Annotated in this window: 5 protein-coding genes; 2 read left to right on the forward strand and 3 right to left on the reverse strand. The window is 55.7% G+C overall.

Features of this window, described 5'->3' with window-relative positions; translation table 11 throughout:
- Positions 1 to 468 precede the first annotated feature (468 nt).
- The 3 genes from CIK95_RS04340 to ruvA form a co-directional block, all read right to left on the reverse strand.
- Positions 469 to 690, reverse strand: coding sequence for a hypothetical protein (locus CIK95_RS04340; protein WP_094466369.1), 222 nt, complete (start codon positions 688 to 690; stop codon positions 469 to 471).
- Positions 691 to 924: 234 nt separating this feature from the next.
- Complete coding sequence (sprA, locus tag CIK95_RS04345) at positions 925 to 8,142, reverse strand: cell surface protein SprA (RefSeq protein WP_254046420.1); 7,218 nt, start codon at positions 8,140 to 8,142, stop codon at positions 925 to 927.
- Between the two features lie 4 nt (positions 8,143 to 8,146).
- Positions 8,147 to 8,761, reverse strand: a complete 615-nt coding sequence (gene ruvA, locus CIK95_RS04350; RefSeq protein WP_022310237.1) for a Holliday junction branch migration protein RuvA — start codon at positions 8,759 to 8,761, stop codon at positions 8,147 to 8,149.
- 1 nt (position 8,762) lies between these two features.
- Here ruvA and CIK95_RS04355 point away from each other — a divergent pair, with 1 nt between their 5' ends.
- Both CIK95_RS04355 and CIK95_RS04375 read left to right on the forward strand, forming a co-directional pair.
- Entirely contained in the window at positions 8,763 to 9,287 is a 525-nt protein-coding gene (locus CIK95_RS04355; RefSeq protein ID WP_094466371.1) for a hypothetical protein, read from the forward strand.
- Between the two features lie 2,647 nt (positions 9,288 to 11,934).
- Positions 11,935 to 13,953: an HD-GYP domain-containing protein gene (locus CIK95_RS04375; protein ID WP_158215087.1), complete on the forward strand. Its 2,019-nt coding sequence runs from the start codon at positions 11,935 to 11,937 to the stop codon at positions 13,951 to 13,953.
- The last annotated feature ends 170 nt before the right edge of the window (positions 13,954 to 14,123 follow it).

Raw genomic sequence — 14,123 nt, forward strand, 5'->3', positions numbered from 1 at the left:
AGTTCTTTATAATTAGTTAATACACAGACGGATAGAGCTCCCTCCCCTTGGGGAGGGCTGGGGTGGGGCTTTAGTTGGCTGGTACGCACCCTCGGCAACTCTGTAGGAGTTGCGATTTCATAGCCCAGGGTTGCGGGCGAAGCACGCTACCCTGGGTAAGCGACCAACTAATATAGCTACTCTGTAAGAGTTGCGCTTAGCCGTAGGCGTTACTTGTTGTGTATATGCCCATATGCCTTGAATATGCTATCGCAAGAAACTACAAAAAGATTTGTGGCTTTTCAGGTCTTCGCCCTATGCGTCCGTGTGTGTCGGTAAATATCTCGAGAGCGAGCTCTCGGATATTCACCGACACCCCCATCCGCGCCTGCCAGATGGCAGGCTGAAAAGCCACAAATACAAAAAGTCCGCCGTTGGCGGTAAAAAAAGTCCGGCTACGCCGGTACAAAAAAATGATTACCTTATTGTCTATCTGCAGGCGTTATATAGATGGAAGAACTCAATCAGCTGTTTTTTTACCGCCAACGGCGGACTTTTTGAACGGCCACCGGCCGCTTTTTGAACCGTGGCGGCTGTTGTCGTCATGCAAAGCATGGCGTTGGGGATGGTGGTGATGATAAAGAGGAAAACTCGTTTTCCGACTGACGTCACCGCCACCCCCAAAAAGGCGAAGCCGACAACAGCCGCCATGGCTTTTTGTGTTTATATCATCCTATATTATGTCCTGCTGCAGATAACGCCTTCGGCTAATCGCAACTCTTACAGAGTAGCTACACCTTATTAATATATATACCCAGGGTAGAGGCGCTGCGCACCTCAACCCTGGGCTATGAAATCGCAACTCCTACAGAGTTGCCGAGGCTGTGTACCATCCACGATGGGCTAACATCATTATACCATTGGGTGCGCACCATCCACCATGGACTAATCATTTAATACCCAGTCTCTGCTCAGCGCCTCGTTGAGCTGCACGCTCGTCATACTCAGATTGAGCACGCGTGTAGTGCGATATTCCACCTTCGCGGTGAGGTTGTTTTCAAATGTCATGTCTACTCCGAGCAGTGGCGAGAACGCCTCGTTGATGCTGACGCTCGACACGTTGAACATGCTGCTGGGCGTGGGCGCACCCGTGGTGGTCTCGTTGACGAAGCCCAGCCCGTTCATATACTCCTGGAAGGTGCTGTAAGTGCTGTAGGCTCCCACGGCGTAGACGCTGCGGTAGGCGTGGTTGATGTTGAAGCTCTTGAACACATCCCTGAACCAAGGCAACTTAGCCATTCCGCTGTAGCGCACCGTCCAGTTGGGCAACATGCGCGCCAGCGATGGGAATATGTCGAGTCCGCTGCCCATGCTGGTATAGGCAGAGAGGAATGCGGGCACCATGACATCGGCGCTGTAGCGGTTTACGCCACCGTTGGCGGGGTCGAAGGTCTTTCCCGCGAGCGAGGTGCCGGCGGGGTAGACCGCACCGGCATACTGGGCTTCGACGCGGTCACGGAAGGCGTCGAGCGAGTTGCAGAACTTCTCGAAGGTGGGCGAGTGGAAGCCGTTGGTGGCTTCGCCTATGCCGCTCAGGGCGCCCTTGAGCGAGATGGTAGTCATCGTGAATGTGCCGCTCTGTGTGGTGGGATTGCCCCGATACATGTACTGTATGCTCTTGGCACGGCTCTCGGTGCGGTTTGCCACGAGGTCTATCTTCAGGTTGCGCACCGGCTCGAGGGTGAGTCTCAGCTGCACATCCTCGGTCAGGTTGGTGGTGGCGGGCGTGGCCACCGAGTCGCTCATGAGCAGCCAGTCGTTGCGCTTGGCCTTGTCGATGTAGCTGTCGTCTATCATGCCGAAGGCGAAGTCGAGTCCTGGCGACAGGAGTCCGTACCCGCGCGTCTGTCCGAGCGCATTGCCCACGGTAGGCATAAATCCCGGCAGCGAGAGCGAGTAGTTGTTGCGGTAGCTGAGGCTCACGTTGCGCACCATCATCATCACGCGGGCTACCGACTGAGCCGTCTTGTACCAGCCCTTGTCCTCGAGCGGTTCGCGCGGGGTCACCGTCAGCTTGATTTTGGTGAGCGTGTCGACCTTGCTGAATATCTTGATTTGGTTATCACCCACCTTCTTATATTTTATGGCGATGTTCTTGCCGTCCTTGGTCTTGGCGCTCACGTCGATACGTCGTGTGCGCTTGCCGTGGCTTATGAGCAGCGTGGTGTCGGGCGTGAGCGTCAGCTCGCGCTCATAGCTGCGTCGGTTCTTGGGCAGTTCTTTCTTCTGCTTCTCTGCGGCGCCGTCCTTGCCGTTGGCAGCCTGCTTCTTGAGCGTCTCGCGCTGTCGCTGCTTTTCCTTTTTCTCGCGCTCTATCTGCGAGCGGCTCTTCTCGCGTCTGAACTTGTCGTTGACCTTCTTCAGGAAGGGGATGTGGTTGTACAGCCGCTCCATGTTGAAGGTTCCGTTGACATTGAGGTCACGGTTGCTCACGATGTTGTTGCCCAGCGAGGTGCCGTCGTCGAGTGCCGTGCCGCGCACCCAGTTGTAGGTGGCGTTGTAGGTGGCGTTGACATTGGTCCAGTCGAGTATCGGGATGAGGTTGAGTGGCACCTGGTACGACAGGGTGAAGTTCTGGCTGTAGTCGAGCGGCGTTCCCATGTGGCGCAGACTCGTTCTGACAGAGTCTTTCCAATGGGCGTACTCGTCGGGATAGCGTTCCTTGTTGACGGGAGCGTAGGGCTCTTCGATTTCAGCGTGCGTGGCACTCTGGAAGTTCATGTGCAGATTGCGTGTAAGGTCCCATCTCAGGGTGAAATCACGGTTCCAGAGGAACTGCGAGCTGAAGGTCAGCGGCAGTTGTCCGCCTCCGAGGTCTTCCATGTCGCGCTCCTGCAGCTCGTAGTAGTTGCGCGTTATCTCGGTGTTGAACCCCACGTTCTGCGGGAGCCAGTTGAGTCCGAATTTCTTGATGATATCGAGCCACTTCGACCTGTTCTTGATTGAGCGGAACGGCTCCCACGCCTTGAATATCGGCGTCCAGTTGTAGTTGAGCGCCCCTCGCCAGTTGTCTTCCTTCTCATAGACCGTCGTCTCGCCGTTGGTCTCGCGGTGGGAGTGGCTGTAGGACAGCGAGAAGTTGGCTGGGTCTATCGGCAGCGGGTGTCTCTTGTTCTGTATGTCTACCCTTACGTTCGACAGCGAGAAGTTGGTGCTTGTCGTCTTGGTCACCGCGATGCTCTTGATAGAGTCTCGCTCCTGTTTGGAGCCGGCAGCGTCGAGCGCATCCTTGAGCAGCATGTCGGTATCGAGCGGGTTGTACTTGGGCGAGGTCTCCTCCTTGGTCACCGAGTAGTAGAGCGGTATGCTCACCTTGGCTTTGTCGGGGAAGAACTTGCCCAACTCCAGGCTGGTGGTGATGCTGTAGGTCTTGTAGTCGTCGGTAGAGCGCTGGCTGACACCCTCTTCCAGTCCGCCGAAGCCTTCCGACATGTAGCGGCCCTGCATATTGACCGTACCCAGGTCAGAGAGCTGCACATTGAGGTTGCCCTGTGCCGCCCATCCGCCTCCGTTGTTGTACTCCTTGAGTCGCAGCTCGTTGACCCACACCTCTGCCGACTTGTGGTTGCCCGACTTGTTGCGCACGCCTATCATCATCGTCTTCACCTCGCCCAGGGTGGGGTTGCCCACGATGCTTACGCGGTTGGCAGGGTGGTCGGCGTCGTAGACTGAGAACACGCGCGAGTATGAAGCTGTGCCCTGTGCCTTGGCGATATTGCGCTCCTTCTTGACACGGGTGAAGATGCTCAGCGGGAAGTCAAACATATTAGCCTGGGGCCATACCCGCTCGCAGTCGGAGCGTGAGTAGCGGTCGTAGTGACCCGGTTCGGTGAGCTTCAGGGGGATTTCGTACTCGTAGTAGTTGGTCTTGTAGTCGCTGCCCACACGGATGAAGACGGCTATCTGGTCGTCGGCGAGGCTGGTGGCGTTCTGCTCCATTGCGTTGGCATGGACAAACATCTGCAGGCGACGATACTGACGCAGGTCGAGGTTGGTATTCTTGTAGACCGCCTTTGACTCGTTGTTGCCCAGATTGGTTACGACCATGTTGAGTGCCTGCTCGTTGGCCTCTACCAGTTGTGGCTGCGTGGGGTCCTGTGCGCGGTTTATGCCCGGTGGCAGCACGTAGTTGACGGGCGACTTGTCGTTGTTTTCCTCGATGTTGATAGAGCTTACAGCCATCTTTCCCGACGACGAAGCGACTCCGTCGAGCGGCTGGTCGTACGTACGCCACTCGCCCTTGACCAGGTCGAGACTGCCGAAGCGCAGCACGATGGGGCGGCTGAACCCGCGGAGATACATACGCATGAAGCGCATGCTGGTGAAGTCGGAGATGGAACCCACGCGGTCATCGTAGTCGCTGAGGGGGATACGGAACTGGTACCACATGACCTTCTCGGTGGTGCCGTTGCGCAGTGGGACAGCCGCTTCACGGCAGTCTACGATGTGGTTGCGGCCTACAGCCATGTCCTGCGGGCGCAGCGAGACATGGTACTGGTAGTATTTCTCATACTCATTGAGGGTGTAGTCCTGGTTGATGTCCTCGACATCGGGCGTGGTCTTGTAGGAGGTGTCGTAGCCCTCGGTGCGGCTCTCGGAGTCGGGCGAGTTGCCCTGGGGGTTGTTGATGCGCTTGTAGCGTTCGAGTATCGAGGTCTTGGCTTTGTCGAAATCGGTGCCGCGGAAGTAGTGGTAGTTGTCATTGGCAGGGTCGGCCTGGATAGAGTCAAACACCTCGGGGCTCACCTTTGCCCTTGCCTCCTGCAGAAACTGCTGATAGGTCTCAAACTGGCGCTCTTCCTCGTCGCGCAGACCGTTGAAGCCCACATCCTGGAGCGCACGGCTACCCGGCGAGGTGGCAAAGGCGTAGGTCACGTTGGCCTGGGTGGGCACCTTGCCCCACTGCGTGTTGACAAATGACTGTGAACCGTCTACCGGCATGCCGCTCTCATAGAATTTCTTGCCGTCGCGCAGCACATCCTCACTCACCTCACCCAGATTGATATAGAAGTCGCCGCCATACTCATTGGCGTTGGCCTGGCGGTTGGTGTAGATAAACGGGTCCATGAGCCAGAACTCTACGTACTCGATGTTGGCTGCCTCGAAATCATTGGTGTTGAGCTTGCGCATCATGCCACCCCACTTGTCTTTGGGGTTGCGCAGCCGGCCGTCGGCGGTGATGTCGGGGTTGAAGTTATAAGGACCGCGCTCAGTGGGGTAGTAAGCGAGGTTGAGGATAGGAAGGGTAGAGATGACGCCATTGTAGCTGCTCTGGTCGCGGTTTGGGTAGAGCTCGTTGACCGGCACCTCGCGCACATAGTGGTTGGAGAGCTGCTCGAGGTCGCTCTTGATGTGGGCTGGGGTGAGCGAGCTGCTGCGTCGGGTGAATAGCGGGTCGATGTTGTACCATGCCAGCAGCGAGCGGTCGTAGCCACTGCGGAGCGTAGTCTTGTCGTTGAAGTTGGGAATGGACGACGGCACGCTCGAGATAATCCACGATGAGGGCGTGGAGATGTCTATCTTGCTCGTGGAGTTTTCAAAATCGTCGAGATATGACGCGTTGTCCTGGGTGCCGTGGCTCTGTCCGGCGATGAGCTGGGCAAACTCGGCGTTGAAGGAGATTTGAGATGGCTGCGTCACATGCAGGAATGGAATCTTGTCGAGCATATTGGTGAGCCACTGGCTTTCCTTCTTCCAGTTGAGGTTCACGCCCCAGAGCGTGTTGTTGAGCGGTTCGGTGCCCATATTGACCTTGCTGGTGAGCGCCTGTTCGGTGAGGTGCTGCACGGTACCGCTGAGCTGCAGGTTCTTGTTGAAGTTGTACTCCCAGTTGAGGCCGAACATCGTCTTGCGTTGCTGTCCGTAGTCCGACTGGCTCTCGAGAGAGACGTTAATCTGCGTCCCTGCATCTATCAGACTTTGGTTCAGGATGGTCACTTCGCCCGCGCTGTAGTCTACGGTGTAGTCGCTGCCCTCGGTGAGGGTCACTCCGCCGGCGGTTACCACCACCGAGCCTTGTGGTACGTTGTAGGCGCCGAGCGAGATGACGCCCGATGCGCTGCCTTTGAACTGTCCCGTGAGTATATACTTGTTCTTCTCGGCTATCTGCCGTGCCACCGTCTTGGTGGTATCATAGAGCTCGGTGAAGGCGTAGCGCTTGGCGCGGTCGGGGGCTACGCCCTTGGCCACGAGGTAGTTGTAGAGGTAAGAACCGAAGGGCTCGGTGCATGGGAAGAAGACGCGGCCGTTGCTCACGGTGTAGCCTTCCACGAAGTCGAAGTAGCCGTTGGGGTTGGGCTTGTTGTTGTTGTCCAGACGGTCGGCGCCGAGCACACGGATGATGGGCGTCTCCTTGACCTGGGTTTCAGGGATGTAGTTGAGATAGACGCCGGCGGTATCGCTCTGGAACTTCACATCGAGGCGGAACTTCTCTTTCTCCACGCTGGAGGCCAGGCTGTACACGTTTTTCATCATCAGGTCCCAGTTGCCCTGCGTCGGGTTGTTGCTGGTGTTCTTGAGCGACTTGACAAAGAGTGCCTTCTTGACATCGGTCACGTCAGAGGCAAACTCGCCCACCTGGTAGGTCACGCCGCCGTAGGTGTACTCGTAAGCCACAGCCAGCACCTGGTCGGTCTGGAGTGTGGAGCGCAGCGATATATAGCCGAGCGACGGGTTGAGCGTGTACTCCGACGGCGACAGCAGTCGCGCACTCTCCAGTTTCTCATAGTCCACGCCACCCACGAGTCCTGCCCCGTCGAGGGTAGAGTTGACGGCGTCTATGTCGCGGGCGGCGGCATAGGCGGTGGTCATGGTCTGATACTCGCTGTTGGCGCTGTTGGCAGGCACGGGCTGTCCGGTGGGCGTCCACATCGTGTTGCTCACCTTCTTGTTCTCGCCCAGGTCGGTCAGCGCCACGATATTGCGCGTGTTGGTAGCCACGCCGCTCTTGTTGGTCACCCATATCTCGACGCGGTTGATGGTGATGCCGGTCGTCATGTTGGGCAATGTGCGCATGGCAGCGTCATACTTGCTTCGGAAATACTGGGAGAGGAAGAAGTGCATGTTCTCCTCATAGTTGGCGACGTTGATTTCAAACGGCGTGAGCTGGATGCCGCCCTTGGCGGAGACGCTGCTGGTGTTGCTCTTCTTCTGCGAGGCGACGAGCTGCAGCTTGAGGCGTCCAAACTGCAGGTCGGTGCGCAGACCGAAGAGCGAGCTGGCTCCCTTGATGAGCGACGAGTTGGAGGGGAAGGTCACGTTGCCCGCCTCGACCAGCTTGATGATTTCGTCCTCCTTGCCTTCATACTTGAGCTTCAGGTTCTGGGCGTCGTAGTCGAAGGTGGCGTCGGTGTTGTAGTTGAGGTTCATGTTGACCTTGTCGCCCACCTTGCCGTTGACATTGAGGTTGATCTTCTCGTCGAAATCTATGGTAGTGGTCTTGCGGTTGCGGATGGGCAGACTGGGGTTGTCTATGTTCTTGAGCGTGGCGCCCAACTTGAGTTCGGCGCTTCCCTGTGTCTTGATGCGCACGCCGCCGGGGCCGAATATCTTCTCGGCGGGTCCCAGGTCGAAGTGCATGTCGGTGAAGTCAAACTTCTCCTTGCCCTTGGCCTGGTACACCTCGTCGTTCTTGTCGCGGTAATAGCGGTTGCGTGCCTGGCGCTCGCTCCATCGGCGATACTCCTCGGGCGTCATGATGATGGGTGCCTCGAGCCACACGCTGCCGATGCGCGTGCCTATCATGTAGCAGTCGAGTGTGTCGTTGTAGACCACCTGCTGGTTCAGGTTGTCGGGGCGTTTCAGGTCGGCGGCGGGTAGACGGTAGTCGTCTATCGTGAGCGCCGTGGTGCGCTGTATCTTCCAGCGCGGGTGGAGCAGCGAGTCGGGTATGGTGTCCTCGTCGATGGCTATGGGCTGCGCCGCAGCCTTGATGCGTGGCACGGTGTCGGTGGGTGTCGTGGCTTTCGTGCCCTGCTGCTGTCGGGCGGGGCGCACGGTTTTGCGGCTCTGAAGATAGGGCACTGAGGCATAGCCTATGGTCGAAACCATAGGTATCATGATTAATGCCAACTTTATCCAGTGTCTTATCTTCTGCCTTTGCATGGGTTTACTTTATCTGTTTGAGCGCCAGCTTGACCACCTGCTCCACGGGCATGGTGGGCTCGTCTTGCAGGATGGCAGCCACAATCTTGGCAGAGGGAGCCGGAGCGAAGCCCAGCATGGTAAGGGCGCTCACAGCCTCGTCTCTCACGCCCATGTCAATAGAGGGTGCGGTAGAGGTCGAGGCGTGCAGCTCGGTGGCGATGCCCATCTGCACGATTTTGTCCTTGAGGTCAACGATGATGCGCTGTGCGGTCTTCAGTCCGATGCCCTTGACGGCTTTCAGCATGCGCTCGTCGGCAGAGGCGATGGCGTTGCAGAGCTCCGATGGCGACGATGCCGAGAGTATCATGCGCGCCGTGTTGGCGCCCACTCCCGATACGGTGATGAGCAGTCGGTAGAGGTCGCGCTCCTGGCGTGAGGCAAAGCCGTAGAGCGTATAGGCGTCGTCGCGGCCGCCAGTCACGAGGTTTTCGTGTACGTAGAGTTTCACCTCCTTCTTGCCTTGGATGGTGCTGTAGGTATTGAGCGAGATGTTGAGGGCATATCCCACTCCGGCTGCTTCTACCACAGCCGTGGCGGGGGTGAGCTCGGTCAACTCGCCCTTGATATATTCTATCATTTTGTACGTGTTATATTATATAATATACATTATTAACGCAGTCGGTGCCCGATTTATTGTATTTGTGCCCGATTTTATTGCAGCCGCCCCCATTTTTACGCCCTCCCCGCAGGGGTTGGCGAGAACGGCGGGGGTCGTCGGCGGCGCGGGGGGGGGGGGTAACCAGTTGACAGCCACCCTTATAGCCGTAGGGCAGGGAAGTGGCATGGGCGTGATGGCACCCAGTCTGCTGGTGGCGCGCGGAATGGTGGTGGAGTTGTGCGGTTTGATGGTGGAGTTGTGCGGAATGGTGGTGGAGTTGTGCGGAATGGTGGTGGCGGTCGGTGGATTGAAGCCGGAAGGCGTTGTAAAGTTGATTTCAAGGTGCGAAATAGTGATTGCAAACCGCGATATAATGATTTCACACCGCGAAACCGTCATTTCCAACCCCGAAACCAAAATGAAGTCCATCTCCGTGAGGATGATGGCAGTCGGGGATGCGCTTAGTGTATGCGTTGTTATTCGTGAGTTCTTCCATATACCTTGAATAAGCCATCACAATAATCTACAAAAAGATTTGTGGCTTTTCAGGGCTTCGCCCTATGCGTCTGTGTGTGTCGGGAGATATCTCGAGAGCATGCTCTCGGATATTCCCCGCCACCCCCATCCGCGCCTGCCTGATGGCAGGCTGAAAAGCCGCAAATACAAAAAGTCCGCCGTTGGCGGTAAAAAAAGTCCGGCTGCGCCGGTACAAAAAAAGATTACCTTATTATCTATCGGTAGCGTCATATAGATGGGATAACACAAGCTGCTATTCCTGCCGTGGTAACGCCTTCGGCTAATCGCAACTCTTACAGAGTAGCTAAGTAGGGTGGGTTTCTTACCCAGGGTAGAGGCGCTGCTCGCCTCAACCCTGGGCTATGAAATCGCAACTCCTACAGAGTTGCTGCTGCTTGCGGGCCATAATTCATCGTTGATGATGCGCCCCCCAGGGCTATGCATGATTAGTCCGTTGACGATGATGTGCGCCTTTACCACCACGTATCGTTATCCCATAGTGGATGAAGTTCTCCCCAAGAGTTATACATAATTAGTTTGTTGTCGTTGATGTGCGCCCCTACAACCCTGTATGGCTATCCCATTGTGGACGGTGCGCACCCCTGGCAACTCTGTAGGAGTTGCGTTTCCCCAGCCCAGGGTTGCGGGCGAAGCACGCTACCCTGGGTAAGCGACCAACTAATATAGCTACTCTGTAAGAGTTGCGCTTAGCCGTAGGCGTTACTTGTCGTGTGTGTTTCCACAATCCTTGAATAAGCCATCACAATAATCTACAAAAAGATTTGTGGCTTTTCAGGGCTTCGCCCTATGCGTCCGTGTGTGTCGGGAGATATCTCGAGAGCGAGCTCTCGGATATTCCCCGCCACCCCCATCCGCGCCTGCCCGGTGGCAGGCTGAAAAGCCGCAAATACAAAAAGTCCGCCTTTGGCGGTAAAAAAAGTCCGGCTGCGCCGGTACAAAAAAATGATTACCTTATTATCTATCGGTAGCGTCATATAAATGGAATAACACAAGCTGCTATTCCTGCCGTGGTAACGCCTTCGGCTAATCGCAACTCTTACAGAGTAGCTAAGTAGGGTGGTGTTCTTACCCAGGGTAGAGGCGCTGCGCACCTCAACCCTGGGCTATGAAATCGCAACTCCTACAGAGTTGCTGCTGCTTGCGGGCCATAATTCATCGTTGATGATGCGCCCCCCAGGGCTATGCATGATTAGTCCGTTGACGATGATGTGCGCCTTTACCACCACGTATCGTTATCCCATAGTGGATGAAGTTCTCCCCAAGAGTTATACATAATTAGTTTGTTGTCGTTGATGTGCGCCCCTACAACCCTGTATGGCTATCCCATTGTGGACGGTGCGCACCCCTGGCAACTCTGTAGGAGTTGCGTTTCCCCAGCCCAGGGTTGCGGGCGAAGCACGCTACCCTGGGTAAGCGACCAACTAATATAGCTACTCTGTAAGAGTTGCGCTTAGCCGTAGGCGTTACTTGTCGTGTGTGTTTCCACAATCCTTGAATAAGCCATCACAATAATCTACAAAAAGATTTGTGGCTTTTCAGGGCTTCGCCCTATGCGTCTGTGTGTGTCGGGAGATATCTCGAGAGCAGGCTCTCGGATATTCCCCGCCACCCCCATCCGCGCCTGCCCGGTGGCAGGCTGAAAAGCCGCAAATACAAAAAGTCCGCCGTTGGCGGTAAAAAAAGTCCGGCTGCGCCGGTACAAAAAAATGATTACCTTATTATCTATCGGTAGCGTCATATAGTTGGAATAACACAAGCTGCTATTCCTGCCGTGGTAACGCCTTCGGCTAACCGCAACTCTTACAGAGTAGCTAAGTAGGGTGGTGTTCTTACCCAGGGTAGAGGCGCTGCTCGCCTCAACCCTGGGCTATGAAATCGCAACTCCTACAGAGTTGCTGCTGCTTGCGGGCCATAATTCATCGTTGATGATGCGCCCCCCAGGGTTATACATAAATAGTTTGTTGTCAATGATGTGCGCCTCAACAACCATGTATGGTTATCCCATCATGGACTGTGCGTCCCCAAGGGTTATACATAATTAGTTTGTTGTCGATGATGTGCGCCCCTACAACCATGTATGGCTATCCCATTGTGGACGGTGCGCACCCCTGGCAACTCTGTAGGAGTTGCGTTTCCCCAGCCCAGGGTTGCGGGCGAAGCACGCTACCCTGGGTAAGCGACCAACGAACCTTGCAACTCTGACGGAGTTGCGCTTAGCCGTAGGCGTTACTTGTAATGTATATGCCCATATACCTTGAATAAGCCATCACAATAATCTACAAAAAGATTTGTGGCTTTTCAGGGCTTCGCCCTATACCATCCGCAAGGTGATGGAGATAATGACAAAGCACATAATATATAATTGGTCTGCGTTCTCTCCCCTTGGGGAGAGCCAGAGAGGGCTTCTTATGATGGTCGTTGCGCCTCCATGCTTGCCTATAATTGTGCGCGATGCCATTATTTCGGCGATTTTAACAACTATTACACGAGTAATGTTGGTGGAGTCCCGTTTTTTCACGAATTTTGTAGTTGTTACAACCATTACAGACAGCAGAATTTCAACTCTACGCACCGGTGCCACGCCCGTTGCCATTCTAACTTTATACACGCGCACTATGAAATGCGTCATTATTGCCACCCCTACCCACCGCCCTGCTGCGGCGCACAGCCACACCGCTACAGCGTTGCTGGCAGTCATCACCCGTAGACTCTTGCCCATAGTCATGCTGCTCCTGACAGTCATGACAGCCTCGGCGCAAACCGTCAAGGACGAAGACACCTTGCATGTGGACTTCGACGGCTGGTTCAGCACCCTGGTCAACAACCGCAAGTTGTACAACCGCTATAACGACAGCATCTTCCTCATACACGACCACGACCGCTGGGTGGAGTTTTTTCATACCCGCGCTGCCCTGAACCACGATATCTATCAGAGCAACAAGCTCTGCCTGGACAGTCTGCGTCAGGTCATCACCCTGCCACAAGCCAAGAACGACGCGAGGCTCTATTCGGAATTTATCAAGAGCTTCTTCAGCAAGTATATCAACCAGAACCGCTCCGACCCCTTTCTCATGCTCGAACTCTGTGACCTCATCGACACCCTGCAGGTCAACCGCCCCGACTCGCTGAGGTTTACCAACTATCTGAACACATGGCGTGGCTCTGCCTACTACCATATCTGGAACATGACCCATGACGACGAACTCCTGCAGAAGTCGTATGCTTGCTACCAGCGATGCGCCGCCGACGACGCCAAGCGCTATCCCGCCTATCAGTCAAACTATCTCAACGCGATGCTGCAACTGTGTGCGTATGTATGGGCACAGAAGAAGGTGGAGACGGTCGACGATCTGCGCGGGCGCATCAAACTGGCAAGACGATATGTCGCCAAGCACGGCGACGAGCTCAGCCGCAAGGGCTACAGGATGACCGAGCTCAAGAGGCGGCTCAACAATGCCGACGAGTCCATGGTGCGCAACATTTTCCTGGTGGACCGCACCACCATCAAGAAGAAGAGCATCGACAAACTTATGCATACCCTCGTGGTAAGGAACCTGCGGAAGCCCTCACTGGACAATTCCTCGTATCTGCGCACGCTGATTATGCAAATGAACCTGAAGCAGATAACCGCCAAGGAGGCACTTAATAGATACCGCCCGCGCTACAGGGCGTCTATGGAGAGTCTGCGCAATCGTAGGCTCGACCCTCAAGAGTTCTCGTTGCATCTTATGCCCTACTATTCGTTGTTCTATCTCAACGACTTGGCCGACATCCCCTACAGCGCCAAGCGCCGCAACGTGCTCCGCATGTGCCGCGACATCGAGATGGCTTTCCGCCATCGCAGTGACCGCCAGTCGGTGACCACCTTTGTCAACAACCTCAATGTCTTCGTCACCTACGACCGCATACTGTCGTATCTGAAGCCCCGCGAGCGCCTTGCCTTCCTCAACAAGCTGTCGGTATCGACCCATGTGGCCACCTACGCCCACTCCGTACACGTGAGCGAGATAGCCATGGTGCTCATGGAGAGTCTTGTAGACAATCATCCCCAGTTGCTGGTGGGCTATTTGGGTTGCGAGACCGAAGGCAGCGTAAAGCGCCACAAGCGCAGGTTCGTCGAGTTTGTGCGCGAAGCCGCCCTCTACCACGATCTGGGCAAGAACACCATCATCCCCGTGGTAGACAACGACTACCGTCCGCTCACCGATCAGGAGTTCAAGATCGTGAAGCGCCACCCGGAGATGGGACTCAAATACCTCGCCCTCGACCCCAAGCTGGCGAAGTATCACGACACCACCCTGGGTCACCACAAGTGGTACAACGGCAAGGGAGGCTATCCCGCCGACTTTGACAATACCCGCTCGCCTTACCGCATCATGATAGACATCATCACCCTGAGCGACTGCATGCAGGCCGCTACCGAGCGCGTGGGCCGCAACTACAAGGACGGCAAGACCTTTGATGCCGTGATGGGCGAGATGCGTCGCGACGCCGGCACCCGCTACAATCCTGACCTCGTGAGCCATATCGACGCCCATCCCGGGCTGGCACAGAAACTTAACCACCTGCTCGACGAGGGCTGGATGGACATCTATTATAACATCTACAGCCAGTATTTTGTCAACCAACGATAGCACCGTCGCCATCATCGCGATGCCCCTGTCGACTATGGACGCTGTCATCTCGTCAGAGATGGTGATAGGGATGGTATGCGCCCTGAAAATATTAAAAATGACGGGCGTGGTGAAAAATAATTGCATATTTTGGCAGAAAGAAGCCGAGAAATGATGTATCTTTGCATGTT

It is taken from the genome of Prevotella sp. P5-108 (genome assembly GCF_002251385.1).
GTDB lineage: Bacteria > Bacteroidota > Bacteroidia > Bacteroidales > Bacteroidaceae > Prevotella.